General features: G+C 56.8%; 13 protein-coding genes. 9 read left to right on the top strand and 4 right to left on the bottom strand.

The features are described 5' to 3' along the window. Window positions 1–70: 70 nt before the first annotated feature. The 5 genes from ACR0AL_RS08665 (at window position 71) to ACR0AL_RS08645 (ending at window position 9,631) form a co-directional block, all read left to right on the top strand. Window positions 71–3,967, top strand: a complete 3,897-nt coding sequence (locus ACR0AL_RS08665; RefSeq protein WP_480662675.1) for a beta strand repeat-containing protein — start codon at window positions 71–73, stop codon at window positions 3,965–3,967. Window positions 3,968–4,023: 56 nt separating this feature from the next. Continuing rightward, window positions 4,024–4,842, top strand: coding sequence for a SapC family protein (locus ACR0AL_RS08660; protein ID WP_170350007.1), 819 nt, complete (start codon window positions 4,024–4,026; stop codon window positions 4,840–4,842). Between the two features lie 106 nt (window positions 4,843–4,948). Further along, entirely contained in the window at window positions 4,949–6,193 is a 1,245-nt protein-coding gene (locus ACR0AL_RS08655) for a TolC family protein (RefSeq protein ID WP_170350006.1), read from the top strand. Then, window positions 6,190–8,337, top strand: coding sequence for a type I secretion system permease/ATPase (locus tag ACR0AL_RS08650; RefSeq protein ID WP_480662673.1), 2,148 nt, complete (start codon window positions 6,190–6,192; stop codon window positions 8,335–8,337). Before ACR0AL_RS08655 ends, ACR0AL_RS08650 begins: the two co-directional genes overlap by 4 nt. After that, entirely contained in the window at window positions 8,321–9,631 is a 1,311-nt protein-coding gene (locus ACR0AL_RS08645) for an HlyD family type I secretion periplasmic adaptor subunit (protein WP_480662671.1), read from the top strand. The genes ACR0AL_RS08650 and ACR0AL_RS08645 overlap by 17 nt, the downstream gene beginning before the upstream one ends. Window positions 9,632–9,697: 66 nt before the next feature. Here ACR0AL_RS08645 and ACR0AL_RS08640 read toward each other — a convergent pair whose 3' ends face one another. The 4 genes from ACR0AL_RS08640 to ACR0AL_RS08625 form a co-directional block, all read right to left on the bottom strand. Further along, window positions 9,698–11,464, bottom strand: a complete 1,767-nt coding sequence (locus ACR0AL_RS08640) for an ABC transporter ATP-binding protein (RefSeq protein WP_170376926.1) — start codon at window positions 11,462–11,464, stop codon at window positions 9,698–9,700. 270 nt (window positions 11,465–11,734) lie between these two features. Next, a complete protein-coding gene (locus ACR0AL_RS08635) occupies window positions 11,735–12,436 on the bottom strand; it encodes a response regulator transcription factor (RefSeq protein ID WP_170350002.1) in 702 nt (233 codons plus the stop codon). Beyond that, window positions 12,436–14,301: a hybrid sensor histidine kinase/response regulator gene (locus tag ACR0AL_RS08630; RefSeq protein WP_480662755.1), complete on the bottom strand. Its 1,866-nt coding sequence runs from the start codon at window positions 14,299–14,301 to the stop codon at window positions 12,436–12,438. Before ACR0AL_RS08630 ends, ACR0AL_RS08635 begins: the two co-directional genes overlap by 1 nt. Before the next feature lie 94 nt (window positions 14,302–14,395). Then, the gene (locus ACR0AL_RS08625) at window positions 14,396–15,928 is read right to left on the bottom strand and encodes a sulfatase-like hydrolase/transferase (RefSeq protein WP_480647374.1); all 1,533 of its coding nucleotides are present in this window, start codon (window positions 15,926–15,928) and stop codon (window positions 14,396–14,398) included. A 276-nt stretch (window positions 15,929–16,204) separates the two neighbouring features. Between ACR0AL_RS08625 and ACR0AL_RS08620 the strand changes: the two genes are divergently transcribed. From ACR0AL_RS08620 to ACR0AL_RS08605, 4 genes are all read left to right on the top strand, one after another. Further along, window positions 16,205–17,317 (top strand): ABC transporter permease, encoded by a 1,113-nt coding sequence (locus ACR0AL_RS08620; RefSeq protein WP_480647372.1) that lies wholly within the window; start codon window positions 16,205–16,207, stop codon window positions 17,315–17,317. Window position 17,318: 1 nt separating this feature from the next. Next, a complete protein-coding gene (locus tag ACR0AL_RS08615; protein WP_170349998.1) occupies window positions 17,319–18,134 on the top strand; it encodes an ABC transporter ATP-binding protein in 816 nt (271 codons plus the stop codon). A 5-nt stretch (window positions 18,135–18,139) separates the two neighbouring features. Beyond that, the gene (locus ACR0AL_RS08610) at window positions 18,140–19,456 is read left to right on the top strand and encodes an MlaD family protein (RefSeq protein ID WP_170349997.1); all 1,317 of its coding nucleotides are present in this window, start codon (window positions 18,140–18,142) and stop codon (window positions 19,454–19,456) included. Window positions 19,457–19,551: 95 nt separating this feature from the next. Then, window positions 19,552–20,103, top strand: coding sequence for an ABC-type transport auxiliary lipoprotein family protein (locus ACR0AL_RS08605; protein ID WP_254428493.1), 552 nt, complete (start codon window positions 19,552–19,554; stop codon window positions 20,101–20,103). Window positions 20,104–20,119 lie beyond the last annotated feature (16 nt).

Genomic DNA, 20,119 nt, shown 5'->3' with positions numbered 1-20,119 from the left:
GAGGAGTTCGGCTTCAGTTTAACTCAATTTTTTCTGGTCCGACCGCATGAGTCACCGAAGAGAAAGACAGATGAACAAAACCTGGATTCTTCGAGCGGATGCGGAAACCACATGTGAGGGCAAGATGACCAAAGAACCTGAATCCAAGATCAACCCGGCCGATGCTCAGCCTGATACCGAACGCAAGCGACACATCCGCCAGTGGATTGACGGCAAGATGCGCCGTTGGGCCGGACGTGGCATTGTTGGCGGGCTCGGGTCAACGATCCTCGCGCTGCCCGCCCTGGCGCAGGCCACAATCGAAGAGCTTTATGCATTCCAATTCGCGGAAACGATTCCTGGCGTAAGATCCGTCAAGCTGTTGGACAATGGCGACGTTCTTTTGAAATTGGCCGATGGTCGCAAGATGGTTGTCGCCGCCGAAAACGTACAGGTGCTTGATAGTGGCGCAATCATGATCGCCGAAGACGCCGTGTCCGAGATTGCCCAGTTCAGCCTGGCAGAGGCCGGAGGCGCTGCAGCGGCAGGAGGTCTTAGCGGCGCAACCGCGGCGCTGGGTGGTCTTGGTTTGGCGGGTGCTGCAGCCGCTGCCGGGGGTGGCGGCGGCGGTGGCGGAGACGACGATACCGCGCCGTCACCCGCACCTGCGCCTGCACCGACACCCAGCTATCCGGTTCTCAACTTGGCAGGTTCGCAGGGCGATATGCTAAGCACGGCACGCACTGGACTGACTGCACCAGAGGGTACTGAAACTGTCGAAGTGACAATCGGATCGCTCACCAAAACCGTAACCCCCGAAGATGACGGAAGCTGGAGCCTTTCGCTGACTCCTGCCGAGGCCGCAACCTTGCCACAGGGCGTGCAAACCGTAACGGTCCGCAATCTCGACGCCGAGGGCGCGGAATTGTCAGCAGAAACAGTGACATTTGCCGTGGATACCATCCCACCGACCCTGACCATTACAGGGTTTTCGGACGGGGCGGTGATGAATGCCTCGGAACAGACCACTGATCTCAACGTAGTCGGGACAACGAACGCCCAGGATGGGCAAACCGTAGTCGTCACGATCAACGGACAACCCTTCACCGGTACTGTTGCTGGCGGACAATGGAGCGTATCGGTCCCTGCCGCCAATCTGGCGACCCTGCCGGACGGTGCCACGATTGCGGTCACCGCAGATGTCAACGATCAGGCAGGTAACTCGGCAACACAAGCCGATGCCAGCTTTGATACAGACTTTACCGCTCCGACGATTACTCTGGACCCTGTTGCCGGCGGGTCTATCGAATTGATCGATGTCAGCGCCGACCTAACCCTGACAGGGTCAACCACAGCTGTCGACGGTCAGACGGTTTCCGTCACATTTGACGGTCAAACATATTCAACCACGGCCACGGGTGGCGCATGGAGCGTAACAGTCCCAAGCGCCGATCTGACCGGGCTATCGACGGGTGTTCCGGCAACCGTCAATGTCACGGTCAGCGATGCCGCCGGCAACATTTCGGTCCCGGCTTCGGCTTCTGTTCCTGTTGATTTGACGGGCCCGTCTATCTCCGTTTCTCCGCTATCCGTTGGCGGGGTTCTCAACGCGGTCGAGGTTGGGTCCGATCTGACAATCTCGGGATCGACGGCCAATGTTGAAGACGGCCAGCAGGTCACCGTTACCTTGAACGGCCAAACCTATACAGACACGGTCTCGGGCGGGAGTTGGAGCGTGACAGTTCCGGCCGCTGACCTGGCATCCCTGGCTGACGGAGGAAGCTTTGCGGTGACTGCTGACGTTTCCGATACCGATGGGCTGGCAGCACCTCAAGCCAGTGTACCTCTTGCCAAAGATGCAACCGCCCCGACCCTGTCCATTGACAGTTTTTCGGATGGCGCTGTTCTGAACGCAACCGAGCAGGGAACAGACTTGACCATCAACGGTTCGACCACGGCCGAAGATGGTCAGCTCGTGACGGTTTCGATGAACGGTCAGACCTATACCGGGGCGGCCTCGGGTGGCGCATGGTCTGTCACTGTTCCTGCGGCGGATCTTGCCGCCTTGTCTGACGGTGTCACCATTCCGGTCACGGCAGACGTGTCCGACACGGCGGGAAATCCGGCGATCCAGGCCAGCAACAGCTTTGATACAGACTTTACCGCCCCTTCGATCAGCGTCACAGGCCTGTCGGATGGCGCCGTCATGAATGCCGTGGAACAAGGCACAGACCTGACTGTCAGCGGTACCTCTGACGCCGCAGACGGCACGGTTGTCACGGTCGAAATCGCCCGACCCGACGGAACCGTGGATGTCACGGGCACCGCTACGGTCAATAGCGGCAGTTGGAGCTATACAGCCTCGGCTGCAGATCTTAGCGCATTGCAGGATGGCGTATCATATGATGTCGATGCTTCGGTAACCGACGCGGCAGGCAACAGCGCGCAGGACACCACAAGCTTTGCCACTGATTTCACTGTTCCGACAGTGACTCTCGACCCCTTGCCGGTTGGAACCGAATTGGACGTGACCGAGCAAGGCAGCGACCTCACGATCTCGGGCACGACCAGTGCCGAGGATGGGCAAACCGTTTCCGTCAGCCTGAATGGCCAAACGTATACCGGTACCGCGTCGGGTGGTTTCTGGTTTGCAACCGTTCCTTCCGCTGATCTGGCGGCCCTTGCAGACAGTACGGGCTATCCGATTTCAGCCAGTGTAGCCGATCAGGCCGGAAACCCGGCCACCTCGGCGACCATCACATTGACCACTGACCTTCGGCCCGTATTGACCATAAACCCTGTCGGTTCAAACGGCGCTGTGTCGTTGGTCGACGCGCAGGCGTCAGGTGTAACCGTATCGGGCACATCTGCCGGACTAAGTGCAGGTCAGGCGGTGGACGTCACCCTGAACGGCAGCCCCGTCGGTTCTGCGACGGTCGCCGCAGATGGAAGCTGGTCTCTAGCTGTTCCTGCCTCGAATTTCTCGGGGATTAACGCAGGTGACGACCTTGATTTTGCAGCGGACGCAACTGTTTCCGGTGGTCCTTATCCCCTAACCGCAAACGATGACAATACGGCCCATGAACCAGCCGCTTACGTCATTACACAGGCCGGAATCAGCGGGAACACCGTGACATTCGAGATCTATGCAGATGCTGATCGGGATATCTCAAGCGGTCTTGCAATGACGGCAGAACTGGGCTTTGACCCATCCGTCGTAACCTTCGACACTGGGTCGGATGTTGGCAACGGGGCATTCGATTTCTTCGTGTCCAACCCGATCGGAGGGAACGTGATCCGCTTTGCCGGTGCAGCAACCACCTTCACGGATCTGAACCAGCCTCTGGTTACATTCGAGATGACCGTTGTTGACCCAAATCAGCCCATCGAGTTGACGATCACGACCCCGGATGGTGGTCCAAGCGTTTACCAGATTGGCACCAGCGGCGACGACACCTTGGTAGCCTCTGATTTGGATAATTTTATCCGCGGTCAAGACGGTGATGATGCGATTGACGTTTCAGACGCTGGGCGCGACGTCATCCTATTCGAAGCTGATCCAGCCGCAAACGGCGTCGATACAGTGACAGGCTTTTCAATTGGAACCGCGACCGAAGTGTCTGATGCTGTGATGTTCAGCGGCCTAAGCTTCGGAACACTTCGCGGAGATGGCACCGATGTCGAGACACTGGCCGTCGGTGACGCCATCGGCGCAGATACCGGGGTCGTCGGTCTGACTACGGTATTGGGCGACCTGTCTGAGAACACGATCGAAACTGCAGTTGAAAGCCTGACCGGGATTCAAACTGGCGACGAGATTTACGTGATGGCGACGGATGGGACCGACAGTGTGCTGGTCAAAGTCGACTATACCGCCCCGAACTCTGCAACGGTTGAAACCGTGGCGCAATTCTCCGGATTGGATGACCTAAGCGGTCTGAGTGCGGACAACATCCTGCACACCGACCCCACCGGGGCCACAGCCTGAACAGAAATTCGGCTGCCGCCGTTTCTGGCGGCGGTCACTCAAATCACGGGGTAAAAATGGCGCAGAATGGCCTGGTTCCAGTCACCTTTTCCCGGCATGGGCGGCGTTACTGGACACGTTTCATGTCTTACCAATTCGCGGCCAATCGCGCTGAATGCGCAATTGTCTTTCAAGAAGCTCAACAAGCGGCCGCCACTTTTCCCATTTTGTTCAAGAAAACAGCCAGAGGTTATGAGCCAACCGGTATATTGTCCGTTCTCAAAGATAGGCCTACTCCATTTGTATCGCAGGCGGGCCGGTGGCTTGCCGCCTATGTGCCCTCTGCTTTACGTTGCTATCCTTTTCAGGCCGCACCCACCGGTCGCAAAAAGGCAGATCAGGCACCTCTGTTTCAATTAAATGTGGATGAATCCTCTGGGTTGCTAAGCGACGACCCAAAGGACGAAGCATTTTTTGACAATACCGGAGCCGTTTCACCTGCTTTGCGTGAGGTGAAAATCTTTCTTCAAGCCCGCGCTGCGGCCTGTGAGGCAACCCTGGCCCTGTGTCAGATCATCGATAGTCTTGGGTTGTTCGAATTAATTGCGTCACATGATGGGATACCCCTGCCGCCGGACAAGTTTGGGGTGTCAGTCCAGCGGCTCAAGACTTTGTCGCAGGTTGAAAAGCTGAAACTGGTCGATTCGGGTGCTCTTTTCTTGATCCACGCGCATCAGATTTCACTGTCACATTGCGGGTGGTTATCCCGGGCTCATCAACAGCTTGCACAGCAAAACCCGCAAGAAAAATACACGGAAAATTCAGATATTTCCGGTTTCCTCTATGCCATGGCCAACGCTCAGAATGACGACTTTCTTGGAACCAGTGGGGTGTGAAACACCTATGCCAATACATGATCGCAAAGTAAAATTTGCAGCTTTAATCTGTCTCGCCGCGTTGTCTTCGGCTTGCACGCCCGCACCCGAACTGACGGGGGTTGAAATGTCGCTTTCCCGTGGCTCAGTGGGCGCGGGCGCGAACGCTCCTTCACCGCGGCTTGCGCAAAGTGCATTTGGTCAAAAGGTCCGGGTCGCTGTCGAATCCAACCCCGACTTGGCGCAGAGCGCAACTCGACTTGAAGTCGCTGCTGCCAATGAGGACGCCGCCAAAGGGGCGTTCTTACCGCAAGTGTCCATCGGCGTAAACGCACGATCCGAGCGCATTGAATCGGATATTGCTGACGTTACCCCCTATTTGCGAATTTCGCAGCTAGTCTATGACGGCGGCGCGGCCTCGAATGACCTGGCTGCCGCAAAAGCCCGCGTGCTTCAAAGCCGGGGCGACCAGTTGCAAACCGCAGCGGCAATCGCGCTTTCGGCAATCGAGGCCTATGTTGTGGTTCTTGACAGGCGGAAAATCCTGGGCATATCGGAACAGAACGTGTCGGCTCACGAAGAAATGCTTCGCCAAATAGCCGAGCGAACCGCGCAGGGTGTAGGTTCAAATGCGGATGTTCTGGCGGCCCGTTCTCGCATGGCTGACGCGCAGACAAGATTGGCGGATGCTGAGGCCAGACTAGATCGTGCGGATGCTCAGTTTCGCGAATTTTTCGGCTCTGCCCCCGGGGTATTGCCCCCTCCGGTTGCGGCCCCAAAACTGTCGAGAACTGATGCTCAGATCGTGATGGACAGCCCACAGGTTCGGCGGGCGGATGCAGCGCTGCTATCCGCAAAGGCCGAGCAGGCTGCTGCTCAATCCCGGCGCCAGCCTGGCGTTCAGGTTGCAGCCTTTGCTGATCGGGATGATAGGAATGACGCGAATTTCGGCGTCGACCTGTCATTCAATTACGAGATCGACAGCACAGGACAGCGCCGCGCTGCAATTGCGGCGGCAGAGGCACAGGTCAAAGAGGCTGAATTCACACGAGAATCTGTAATCCGGGACATACGGCGAGAGTTGGAATTTGTTCGCTCGGATCAGCAAGCTGGCGCAGTGCGGCTGCAGGCCGCCCGCATCGCAGTGCAGGCCAACGCCGACAGTGTCTCAGCAGCACGCGAGCAATTCACAATAGGACGGCGCAGTCTGATCGAAATCCTGGACGCGCAACGAGATTATGTGAACGCTCAGGAAAGATTGATCCTGGCTGAGCAGAATTTTTTCCTGACCAACTATGCCGCGCTCAGCCTCACTGGTGACATTCTGGACCTTCTGGGGATTTCATCGGCCAAGTGGGGTGAGGGTCTATGACACAACTGCTGCCAATTTCACGAGACCCCGAGCTTACGCCTTTGGAAAAATGCCTGTTGCATGTCGCGGCTCAATTGGATCGGCCGATGACAAGCGCCACTTTGTATGCCGCGCAATCAGGAACGACCGGGGAACTTACCCTCCGTGACGCCATCGAAGTGGCACAAAGGGCTGGTTTGCAGGCCGGATACGGCAAACGAAAGCTGCGGGATTTCGACACCCAACTGGCACCAGCGCTTTTGCTGTTGCAAGACAATAAAGCCGTTGTTTACCACGGTCGTTCGCCCGATGGGCATCTTTTGATTTTCGACCCTGAGCTTGGGGCTGATATCGGTGAAGTGTCAGAAGATAAGTTGAGGCACATTTACACCGGATATGCCCTTCTGTTTCGCCGCAATTATCGCGACGAAGTATCAAACAGCGATTCCTCATATTCCGGGCACTGGTTCTGGTCGGCAATGGCCGCAAACCGATGGTCTTACACACAGGTTATTCTGGCGGCAGCGCTCGCCAATCTGCTTGGCCTTTCAACGTCGATCTTCATCATGGTGGTTTATGACCGCGTTCTACCCAACGAAGCGACTGAATCCCTGATTGCGCTGACCGCTGGCGTCGGCCTCGCACTAGGCTTCGATTTCATCCTAAAGCTGTTGCGCGCCGGGTTCATTGATCGCGCCGGGCAAAAGGCCGACATGCTGATGGGGCGTCGTGTGTTTGATCAGGTTCTGAACATCCGAATGAAATCGCGTACAGGCTCGACTGGCGCCATGGCCAGCACAGTTCGTGAGTTCGAAACTCTACGCGAGTTCTTTACTTCGGCCACGCTGGTTGCGCTGGTTGATCTGCCGTTTATCGCGCTGTTCATCTTTGTCATCCATCTGGTGGGTGGACCGCTGGCGCTTATCCCGGCCCTCGCGGTTCCAATTGTGTTGCTTGCGGGAATTGCCGTTCAACCAGTGTTGGCACGCCTGGCAGAGAAAAGCTTTTCAGACGGGCAATCCAAGCAATCCGTTCTGGTGGAAACGGTTTCAGGGCTTGAGACCATCAAAACCACCGCAGCGGCCAGGCAAATGCGAACCCGTTGGGAAAACGCGATAGAACGACAATCGTCACACGGCGCGCGAAGCCGCACGGTGACGCAGTTTGCCCTGAATCTGACCGGTTTCACCCAACAGGCTGCACAGGTATTGATCGTCTTCTATGGCGTGTTTCTGATCACCGACGGTCAGGCCAGCATGGGGGCGCTGGTTGCCTCGGTCATGCTAACGGGGCGCGCTTTGGCCCCGTTGGGACAGCTTGCCCAAACCTTGACCCGCGTCAACCAAGCCCGAAGCGCTTACCGCAGTCTGGATGCCTTGATGCAGGCCGAAAGCGAAAGGCCACAGGGACGCAATTGGGTAAGTCGAAACGGTTTCGAAGGCCGGATCTGCTTCAAGGATGTTCACTTCGCCTATCCCGATCAGACCGAGGACACTTTGGCCGGCGTGTCATTTTCAATTGAACCGGGTGAGAAGGTCGCGATTTTGGGGCCAATCGGCTCGGGTAAAAGTACTGTGGCCCGGCTGTTGCTTGGACTTTACCAGCCGCGCTCGGGGTCGGTTCTGCTGGACGGGGCAGATATCCGGCAGATCGACCCTGGTGATCTGCGTCGAAACGTCGGGTCGATCCTACAGGATATCTGGCTGTTTTCTGGCACGGTACGCGAGAACATAAACAGCGGCACCGTCAGGCCACGCGATCAGGACTTGATCCATGCTGGGAAGGTGGCCGGGGTCGAAGATTTTATTGCCCATACCCCCAATGGATACGACCTGAAACTGGCGGAACGGGGCGAAGGTTTGTCCGGTGGTCAGCGGCAAGCCATTGCTTTGGCCAGGGCACTGGTCGGACGACCTCCGGTCCTGTTGCTGGATGAACCGACCAGCGCGATGGATGTAAAAACCGAGGCCGAAGTGATCCGTCGCCTGAAACAGGCAACGCAGGACACAACGATGGTCATCGTCACGCATCGCACCAGCCTTCTGGAGCTGGTGGATCGGGTCATTGTGATCGAAGGCGGGCGCGTAGGCGCAGACGGCCCGAAAAGCTTGCTGGCCCAACACGCCCGCAAAACACGGAGGCACCTGAATGTCGCGGCATCCTGATCTGGCCACACTCGCGCGTGAAATACGTGGACGCTCACCTCTACGTGGATCTCTGCTTTTGTTGGTGATTACGTCCTGTCTCATCGTGCTTGGACTGTGGGCGCATCTCACCGTATTGGACGACGTGACGCGCGTTGACGGTCGGATCGTGCCTTCGGCTGACATTCAGGTGATCGAAGCCACTGAACCCGGCGTATTGCAATCCCTGAAAATTCGGGAAGGGCAAGTGGTTGAAAAAGGAACGCTGCTGATGGAGTTCGAAACCACCCAAATCGACAGTCAGCTAAACCAGGAACAACAGCGTGCATTCGGGCTGATGGCGCGCACCCAACGTTTGCAGGCAGAAATTGACGGGACCGAACTGAGGTTTTCGCCGAACCTGATCAAAGGGTCCCCCGAGGTCGTGCATTCGGAAACCGCGCTGTATCAGGGGCGCCAATCCGAATTGCGTGCTGAAATCGCAATTCTTGAAAGGCAGCGTCAGCAACGCCAACAGGAATACGAGGAAGAGCTGGTGGATCGTGTGACAGCAGATCAGACGCTTAAGTTGCTGGCCGAAGAACGCGCGATGATGCAGCCACTGGTGGAAAAGAAAATGGAGCCAGCCACAACGCTTTTATCGCTCCGCCGTGGTGAGGCCGAATGGGAAGGCCGCAGAACGCGGGCCGTGGCCGCGACCAACAGGCTGAAAACTGGTCTAGACGAAATAGACGACCGCATCCGCGCAACGCGCAGCCGGTTTCGCAGCGCCGCGCTGACTGATCTGGCGCTGGCGACCACAGAGCTTGCGGCGTTACAACCCATTCTGCCAGCACTGCGCAACCGGGCCGACAGAGCACAGGTGCGATCGCCGGTTCGGGGTATCGTGAACCGGGTGCATCGCAGCACAATCGGGGGATTGGCCCGCAGTGGAGAGGAATTGATTGAAATTGTGCCCTTGAACGACACCTTGCTTGTCGAAGCCTATGTGCGGCCAGAGGACATTGCCTTTCTTCACTCAGGGCAGCCGGTCAAGGTCAAGATCACAGCCTATGACTTTGCCCGTTATGGGGCTTTGAACGGTCAAATCACGCGCATCGGTGCAGACACGATCACGCGGTCCGAACGTAATGACGAAGAAGTTTTTGTCGTAGAAATTGAGACCAGCAACTCGATGCTGGATGCCAATGGTCTGGCCGTTGAAATCATCCCCGGCATGATTGCCGAGGTTGACATTCTGTCGGGCAAAAAGACGGTAATGGAATACCTTCTGCAACCTGTGGTCAAAGTCAAAGACAGGGCACTGCGCGAATAGGTCAAAACGAGCTAAGCCCGGTTATAGGTCCACGTTACTGACCAGATCCTACAGAATGGGCGGCTGTCAGGACACCGGTTGTTTGAACTGCTTGTCAAACAATTTCCGGAACACCCCATCGTTCTCGACCAGAGTTTCCAAGTTGCCTTCCTCTATAACCTCACCGTCCTGAATGACAATGATCTTGTCCGCTTCCAACACGGTAGACAGCCTGTGGGCGATGACAATCGTTGTGACATTCTCGGTCAGCTTGTCCAGCGCGGTTTTCACAAGGGTTTCAGATTCTGCATCAAGGGCACTGGTGGCTTCGTCCAGCAACAAGATTTCAGACTTTCGCAGAATTGCTCGTGCAATGGCCAACCTCTGTTTTTGCCCGCCAGACAAAAACGCGCCATTCTCACCCACTTGCGTGTCATAGCCGAATTGCATCTTGCTGATAAATTCATGTGCATGGGCGGCCCGCGCGGCTTCGGTCACCTCTTCGTCGGTTGCCTCGGGACGCGCAAATCTGAGGTTCTCCATAATCGAAGCGGAAAACAGGAACGTTTCCTGACCAACATACGAGATCTTTTGGCGCAATGAGGCAAAGCTTGCCCCCTGTAGGTCCTGCCCGTCTATTTCAACCGTTCCGCTATCAGGATCATAAAAACGCATGATCAGGCCAAAGATAGTAGATTTTCCGCCACCGGACTGACCAACAAGAGCCGTTGTCTTTCCAGCCTCAAATGTCACGTTCATATCCGAAATGACATTGGGGTTTCCCTTGTACCCAAAACTGAGATCCCTTAGCCGAATTTCACCCGGTCCAGATTCCAGCGGTTTGGCATCGGGGCTTTCCCGCATGGGCTCTTCTTCGTCCAGCAAATCAAACATCAGACCGATCGGAACCAGCGCCGTTTCAATGACAACGCGCATCTTCGACAAACGTTTTGCCGGCTCGTATGCCATCAACAGCGCCGTGATGAACGACATCAGCTGACCTGCGGTGGTTGGGCCGCTTCCTGCGATACCTATGGTGCTAATCACCAGAACCCCGGCTATGGCAAGGCCCGCCAGAAATTCCATCAGCGGGCTGGCGACCGATTGCAGTTTCGAAATCGAGTTCGCCCGTTTTTCAACCGATCTGATCGCCCCATTCATCCGTCCGACCATATGATCTTCGAGAGCAAAGACCTTGATGATAGTTATGCCACCGGAGGTTTCCTGAAGAACCTTGATGATCTCGGACAGCGCCGCCATCTCGGACTGCATGATCGAGCGAACGCGCTTGAGCAGGAAACGAACACTCACCAAGGCAACCGGGCCCACGACAAAGAACAGCACTGACAATAAAGGCTGCTGATAGACCATTACGAAAACCAGACCGATCAATGTCAGTAAGTCTCGCACAAAGCTGGTGACAACGACGTTGACCAGCCGTCTGGCCGCCTGAGCCCCCTGCGTCACGCGCATCAAAAGGCCCGAGGATTCGTTTCTGGAGAAAAAGCCCACACCGCGCTTGATCAGCTTGGCATAAAGACGTTCTTGTTGAACGGCAATGATGCGGTTCCCAGCCCGTGCCAAAAACACTGCCTGTACGTAAGATGCAGCCGCCTTGCCGAAAAACAGCGCAATTACAGCCCCGGCAACCAGAAAGACCTGCGAGCGCATCTCAGGCTCGGTCATGGTGTTGACGATGTTTTCCATCATCCACGCGGTACCGGCAGTGGTTGCAGCAACCACAACCATGGCCATCATCGCGATCCCATACAACCAGCCCTGGCTGCGCAGGCTTTCGCCCAGCAAACGGCCGATATGACCGGATTGCCATTTGGCCAAGGTTTTTTTGATCATTCTACTCTCCAAAACCCTTAGCTGTTCCGATACCCGGCAGCGTCATGGTCTTAACCCGCATTGCACCGGCAACCCCCGGACAGGATGGTGTTAGTTATGCGCGACTGCGCCAAGAATCCATAGCCCGCGCGCAGATAATAAAAGCGATGTGTTCCAGCTGACATCAGGTTTAGGATTTTGTCCTATTTTTTGTGTAACGAAGTGGTTTTGCTAAATTATTCACAACATGAGCTCTAGTATAAGACCGCCTTCCAGCTATTGATAGGCGCTTTACCGCCACTCGACGTCCCCCAGAAAAATGTAACCTGCGCCGTAGATGGTCTTTATCAGGCGCGGGTTTTTCGGATCTTCGCCCAGCTTGGTGCGCAACCGAGAGATGCGCACATCCATTGCCCGGTCAAAGCTGTCGCCAGCCGCACCGCCCAGTGCCTCTTGCATCTGAGATCGGCTGATCAGGCGTTTCGGGCTGTCCAAAAACAATCGCAGAACTTCCCCCTCCGCATGGCTGAACGGTGTCTCTGCGCCACTGGCATCGATCAGGACATAGCGGTCAAAATACGCAGTCCAACCATTGAACATCGCCACATCCGACTGCGAGGTCTGCTGGCGAGGGGACCGCAATCTGGCCCGAATGCGGGCCACAACCTCGGCCGGGTCGAACGGCTTGGTAATGTAATCATCCGCCCCAAGCTCTAACCCGGTCACACGATCTTGCACCTGCGCCCGACCTGAGATGATGATCACCGCTGCCCCCTGTTCCAGTGCCAGCCGATGCACCAACGCCAACCCGTCCGTATCGGGTAGGGACAGATCAACCAGGCACACATCCGGTGTCACACGTTTCAGCGCAGCCTCGAATTCCCGCGCCCGGGCAAAGCTTTGGGTGCGGAATCCGGCCTCTTCCAGCGCGTCGGTCAGAACACGTCGGATTTCGGGTTCATCATCGACAATGGTGACCAGCGGTTGAGTCATCAGGTGCCCTCGGTTCGGATCAGGGCGGACAGCTGTGCCCGCGTAAATGGTTTGCTCAGGACCGGCGCCAGTGTCAGCGCTAGCCGGTGCAGCGGGTCAGAATAGGGCAACGAGGTCATCAAAATACACGCCAAGCCTGGTTTCAACTGCGCCAACAGGTCAAGACCCGTCCCCTGCCCTTCCAGTCGGATGTCTGACAGTACCAGCGCGATATCGTCAATATCCGCCGTCAAAGCCAGGGCTTCATCGACCGAGGTTGCCTCGATCACCGAACATCCAAGATCGACCAGCATATCGCGGAACTGCCCGCGCAGATCATCATTGTCTTCGACAAGCAGGACCAGCCCATCCTGCACCGGCGGGGCTGGACGATAGGGCAAACGCATGGCCACCGCTGCGCCCGAAGGCGTGTTGCGCAGGTTCAGGTCTCCGCCTGCCAGTTTTACAGTATCATAGACCATCGGCAGACCCAGCCCCGATCCTTTGCTGCCCTTGGTCGTAAAGAAAGGGTTCAGGGCTTTCTCCAAACCTTCCTCGGAAAAACCCGGTCCGGTATCGGTGACCGCAATCTCAATCCAGATCTCTCCGATCTTATGCGCGCTGATCGTCACCTGACCAAATCCACCACAGGCATCGCGCGCGTTCAGAACAAGGTTCAACAATGCGTCCTGCACCATGCCCGGGTCCAGCATCAGCGCCTCATCCGGCAGAGTGTTGACTACCGACAGGCCGACGCCGCGCGGCAGGGATGGCGAGGCGAGGATGCGTAAGTCTTCCAACAAGCCGCGCATGTCGGTTGCTTTTGGTTGAAATGTTCGGTTGCCGGTCATATCCGCGATCCGGTTCAGCAATTGCCCGCCCCTCAGTGCGGTTTGCTGGGTCGCGGCCACAAGCTCTCGCGCGGCTTCGGACAAATCCATCTTTTCCAACCGGGACTGCATACCCAAAATGATGGTCAACAGGTTCGAGAAATCATGCGCCAACCCACTGGTCATCTGCGCCGCCATGGCCCGGCGACGTGTCTGTTGCAGGGCCACACGCGCCTGCGTTTCCTCGGTAATATCGACAGACATCACATAGACGCCCCCCTCACCATCTGGTGAAAACGACACGCGGATGCGGCGGGAATCCTGATCCTCTGTGAACTCGAACACCGACGTTTCACCGCCATAGGCTTTGAGCAGGTAAGGTTCTACACGGGTAAAGGCCGCAGCACCCAACGCGTCAGATATGTGCATATCCAGAATTTCAGAAGGTCGGCTCGGCATGACCGAGCTGAGCCGTCGGTTGGAGTAATCATACCGCCCGTCCGGATTCAGATGGGCAATATGGGCCGGCATCATCTCGGTCGTCATGCGTGTGCGGGCTTCGATCTCGGTCAGCTGACGTTTGGCCTCTTCCAGCGCGGAGTTGGTCGCCGCTAGTTTCCGGTTGGCTGCCAAAAGCTCCTCGGCGCGGTCCAGCAATTGATCCGACAGTTCCTCGGACCGGGCACGCAGCAGGGCCTCGGCCTGTTTGGTGTTGGTGATATCGGTGTAGACGGATACCCAACCGCCTGTGGGCAAAGGCGCACCTTCGACCGAAATCACGCAGCCGTTGGCGCGCACACGTTCCATGTAATGAGGCTCGAACGCCAGCGCCTGTTGAACCCGCTGAGCGACGGCATCCTCGACATCAGTAACTTCACCATATTCACCGTGCGCAACCAGATAGCGGATCGTGTCGGCGAACAGCGCTCCGGGCTGCACAAGTTCATCCGGCAGGTCGAACATATCCTGAAAACGGTGGTTGCTGACCACAAGCCGCAATTTGCTGTCGTAGATCGACAGGGCCTGACCGATCAGGTTCAGACCCGCACTGGTCATCGACTTTATCTGTTGTTCAGTTATGTCCAATTTCGCCCTCTCCGCGAACCATGCGTAGCATCGGTTTCGTCACAGGTGTATAGGACAGATTGGATCAGTACCGCGGTTTGGACTTTGCCCCATCCGGCGTGATAGAATGCAGCGACAGCGTATGGTCCATGTTTCGCATCCGATGCCGCAACATTTGCCGCCCCAAACGCGCCAGGTCCACCGCATGATCGGGGTTGCTTGCAACATCCTCCAGCTCGCCCTTGCCGTCGTGATCGAAAAGCAACGGCGGCAAATCAGCAGCAAATTCGACCAAAGTGAATCGGTCGTCGCGCAGAATGCCCAAACACGAGTCGCTGTTGCCCGTGCCCAATTGCTGTTGCCACAACGTAGGGTTTTCGGGTTCCGAGAAATCAAGCTCGCTAAAAGAATAGCTGCGCCAATCCTCAGGTACTTCGCCACGCAAAAGCGGCAACAAGGACCGGCCATCCATCGCATTCGGAACCGTCTGACCAACCCATTCAAGGATCGTCGGGGCTATATCTACCGACTCGGTTGGCGCAGACATTACCTTGCCCGCCTGAGATTCATTACCCGGCACCCGTATCATCAGCGGCGTATGATAGGCCGCGTCATAGACTGTCATCTTGCCCCAGCTGTGCCTATCACCCAGCATCTCGCCGTGATCGGCGGTGATCACCAGCAGCGTATCGTCGTATTGCCCGCTGTCCTTCAGGTACTGGATAACGCGACCAACATGATGATCCACTTCGGTTGCCAGCCCCAGATAGACCGAGCGCAGCGTCTGGATATTCTCAACCGTGGGGTCAACGTGATCGAAACCCAATACGAAATCCGCCGCCGTCTGCTTGTCCATCGTCGGGCCAAAGAAGGGATGCATCGCCCGTTCCTCAGCTGCTTCAGAGCAACCCGCAGGCAGCGGCAATGACGCCGGATCGTACATGTCATTGTACGGCGCGGGGGCAACCAGCGGTGGGTGTGGTCGGATATAGGTCAAATGGGCAAACCAGTTCTGGCCCTTGAGCGGGGCAAGACTGTTCAGGAATGTGTCGGTCAAAAAGGCCGTGTCGCTGTCTTCGGCCCGGTACAGGGCCGGATCATTCAGGCGCGGTGCATCTCCGGTCGGTGACACCGGTTTGTGAACGTCCCAGTAATCTTCAAAGCGGTATCCTTTCTGCATCAGGTGGGATCGCCACGGGTAGGATTCCTCCAACCGCATCTCGACGATTTCATCAAACCCGGCCATCGGGTTCTCATAGGATTTCAGAACTGGGTCACCTGCGTCATGCACACGCGGATCGGCCGAGGTATCGGTATAGCCGAACAGCATGGGCAGGTAACCGGCCTTACGCATCTCGGTCGCGATATTGGGTGTGTCGTGCCGCAGCGGTGTGCCATTGCGGACCGAGCGGTGATTCATCGCATACTGCCCAGTCAGGATCGAGGCCCGCGAAGGCCCGCAAGGATTGGTGACCGAAAAGTGGCGGTCAAATGTCACGGCCTCATCCATAAACGCCCGCATGTTCGGCAGATCGACGTGATCCGCAAGGGCACCGTTCAGGCAATCTGCCCGCAACTGATCAATAATGATGAACAGGACATTTCCCGCGTGCTTCATGACACTTACCTTGATTCCAACGAGGCGTTTCCGCTGCAGACTGTGACTTGGTTCCGTGGTCGCGGCAAGCCGTTCATCGCTCTGATATTTGAGCACGCTTTTTTTCGTATCACGTACAAAAAAAACAGTCATTTAAGGGGATGGCGCACATGGCTAGCGTCAGGCGGACCCAAATTGTCACACCCCTACTATGGTATGGCGGCAAATCTGGTCACAGCGTAAAAATCCGTTGCAGCACAACGTGGTTTCACATCACATACGACCATGACGCAGCCCATGATACATTCGGAACATGACGCCGACGGCGTCTGCCTGCGTATTTCGGGTGAAATGCTCACCAAATCTCTGGCGTCAGTAGAACAGGCTTTCGCCTCAACTCAACCCCAGGGTGGCAACGTCACGTTTGATCTGTCTCAGGTTGAGGCGCTGGATACGGGTGGCGCATGGCTGGTTGCCGATTTGGCCCGGCGAAACAGGGCCGTAGGCGCCGAGGTTCGGTTCGAAGGGTTAAGCCCGGCTCAGTCCGCCCTGTTGGACACTGTAGCCAAGAACATACCTGACGATTCCGGCATCGAAGCGGAACACCGCAGTTTTGTTGATTGGGTCGCCAGCGTTGGTCAACGCACGGCGGGGGCCTGGGAAGACACCCTTTCGATGCTGGGCTTTCTGGGCCTGACTCTGCATCGGTTAGCCCGCACCATAATTATGCCATGGCGGCTGCGACAGGCAGCGCTGGTATCCCAGATGGAGGAAACGGGTTTTAGGGCCATCCCGATTGTTGCCCTGATGGGGTTTTTGATCGGCGTTGTGCTGGCCTTTCAGGGGGCCACTCAGCTGAAACAATTCGGAGCCGAGATTTTCGTGGTCGAACTGATCTCGATCTCGGTACTGCGCGAGCTGGGCATCCTGCTGACAGCCATTATTGTTGCGGGCCGGTCCGGGTCGGCTTTCACCGCGTCAATCGGATCGATGAAAGTGCAGGAAGAGATCGACGCCATGCGCACGCTGGGCCTTGACCCGATCGAAGTGCTGGTGATCCCGCGCGTCGTCGCTTTGTTGATCATGTTGCCGATCCTGGGTTTCATTGCGGATATGGCCGCCCTGATCGGTGGGGGTTTGATGAGCTGGATTGATCTTGGCATCAGCCCCGGCATGTTCGTGACGCGGCTGAAGGAAAGCACCGGCATCTGGCATTTTGCCATCGGCATGATCAAAGCCCCGTTTTTTGCCGTGGTCATCGGCGTTATCGCCTGTTGGCAGGCAATGCAGGTGAAGGGATCGGCCCAGAGCGTCGGCCAAAGAACAACAGCCTCCGTTGTGCAGTCGATCTTTATGGTAATTGCACTGGACGCGCTGTTTTCGATCTTCTTCTCGGTGTTGGAGGTCTGACATGGACGGGAGCGTGCTTGAAAAGACCTCGGAAACCGGCGCTCAGCGCGAGGCAGTGATCCGCGTGCGCAATCTGACCAACCAGTTTGGAACGCAGGTGGTGCATCAGAACCTTAACCTGGACGTCTGGCGCGGTGAAGTATTGGGCATCGTTGGCGGATCGGGCACCGGCAAGTCGGTGCTGTTGCGCACGATTGTTGGGTTGAACAGACCCGCCGCAGGCAGCATCGAAGTATTGGGTGTCGACGTCCTGAACGGGCCCGAACAGGAACGTCGCCGCATCGAACGGCATTGGGGCGTGGCCTTTCAGGATGGCGCGCTGTTTTCGTCTCTGACAGTTTTGCAGAACGTCATGGCCCCGCTGCGCGAACACACCGGGTTAAGTGAAAAGCTGATGTGTGCCCTTGGCAGCCTGAAGATCAGCCTTGTAGGTCTGCCACAACTGAGCTGCGGCAAGTTTCCGTCAGAACTGTCCGGGGGTATGCGCAAACGCGCAGCCTTGGCCCGCGCACTGGCACTGGACCCCGAGATCGTGTTTCTGGACGAACCCACTGCGGGGTTGGACCCGATCGGGGCGGCGGCTTATGACGAGTTGATCGGCGAGTTGCAACACGCGCTGGGGCTGACCGTGTTTATGGTTACGCATGATCTCGATAGCCTCTATGCCATTTGCGATCGTGTCGCAGTGCTGGCCGAAAAACGCGTTCTGGTTGAAGGACGGATTGAAGAAATGACCAAAGTCGACCATCCTTGGGTGCAGGAATACTTCACCGGCCCCCGGGCGCGCGCGGCGCAAAAGAAGGGGCAGGACAGGTAGAGGCCATGGAAACCCGAGCGAATTATATCCTGATCGGCGCCTTCACCCTTGCGGGTATCCTTGGCGCATTCGGCTTTTTCCTATGGTTGGCGAAATTCGAGGTGTCGCGGCAATACGCCTATTATGATGTACTGTTCGACAACGTATCTGGCCTGTCTGCGGCAGGCGGCGTCAGCTACAATGGTCTGCCGGTCGGTCAGGTTATTTCGCTGAATCTGGACGAGGACGACCCGTCCAAGGTACGGGTCAGGCTTGAGGTCGACGCAGACATCCCCGTAACCGAAGACACAATTGCGCAGTTGCAATCACTGGGTGTCACGGGCGTTAGTTACGTGGAACTGACCGGCGGGTCCGCCAGCGGCACAAAACTGCCACAAGACAGTGTGATTAAAAGCAAGCGCAGCGCCATTCAATCGTTGTTTGAGGGCGCCCCGAAGGTGCTGGACGAGGCCGTTACCCTGCTGGAAAACCTCAATGCCGTAGTCGATGACAAGAACCGCAAATACGTCAGCGACATTCTCGACAATTTGGCTTCCGCTTCAGGCAAGTTGGAAAAGACGCTTTCGGATTTCGAAAACCTGTCGACGGACCTTGGGGGCGCCGCCAAAAAGCTTGGCGATTTCACAGATCGACTGGATCAGTTGGCCGACACCGCCGAAACGACCCTGACAACCGGCACGGATACGCTGAAAAGCGTGAAAACCGCATCGGACTCGGCAACCGCAACTCTCGACAGCGCCAAGGTCACAATCGAAACAGCGGATCGCATAATTCAGGAAGATATCCGTCCCTTCATCGAACGCGCCACAAACCTGGCCGAGAACCTGAACGGTCTGACGAGCGAGGCCGAAGTCTCGCTGGCGACTATCACCGAGACATTCTTGAATGCAAATAAAACGCTGGGGTCAATCACGGGTGCGATGGACACGGCAAAAGGCACGCTGACCTCGGCAGAACGTGCCTTTGACTCGGCCAACAAAGTCATAACCGAAGACGTCGGCACTGTAATGAACGACATCCGTACAGCCGCAAATGAGGTATCCGCGACTGTGAAGAACGTCACCCAACGTCTAGACGACATATCCGCCGATATCCTGAGCGCATCGAAATCAGCCTCGGAACTGCTGGGCACCATCGACGGTATCGTCCAGGACAACCGCCGTCAGCTGTCCGATTTCCTGCGGGTCGGTCTGCCGCAGTTCACCCGCTTCATCGAAGAATCGCAACGACTGGTCATCAGCCTGGATCGTCTGGTGGATAAGGTCGAACGTGATCCCGCGCGTTTCCTTCTTGGAACCCAAGCATCGGAGTTTCGCCAATGATTAGGCATTTACTTGTGGTTCTCGCCCTGGTGTCTCTGGGGGGATGCGCGGGGCTGGGAACGCTCAGGCAGGCATCAAAGCCTAATGATTTGTACTTGTTGACACCAAAAAGCACGTTTTCGTCTTCGTTGCCGCGCATTCAAAAACAGGTCGTGGTGCAGGAACCAACGGCCACCGCAGCCGTCAACACCGATCAGATTGCTATTCAACCCACCCCGTTGCAGGTCCAGTATCTGCCACGGGCGCGTTGGGTGGACCGCGCGCCGCTGATCGTTCAGGCGCTGCTGGTGGAAAGCTATGAAAACAGCGGCAAGGTGGCTGCCGTTGGTCGTTCGACCGTTGGATTGCGCGCGGACTACGTCATCGTTCCGGACTTGCGGGAATTTCAGGGCCTTGTGATCGCTGAGGACGACGGATCGTCAACTGTACGGGTCGAAGTTCGAATGAACATCAAGATCATCGACGAGTTCGAAGACAAGATCATCGCGTCAGATTCCTTCCGGGAATATGTGGTCGCCGCCAGCGATAAAACTCCTGATCTGGTCCGAGCGTTCGATGATGCGTTGGGCAAGACCATGCGGGATGCGGTGGAATGGAGTGTGCGCAAGATCAACACCCACGCCGCGAATAATTCTGATCGATTTTAGGGTAGGTAAACGGGCG

Source organism: Ruegeria sp. BB1 (genome assembly GCF_056539465.1).
The sequence above is the reverse complement of the archived record's forward strand: the minus strand, read 5'-3'. Positions and strand labels throughout refer to the sequence as shown.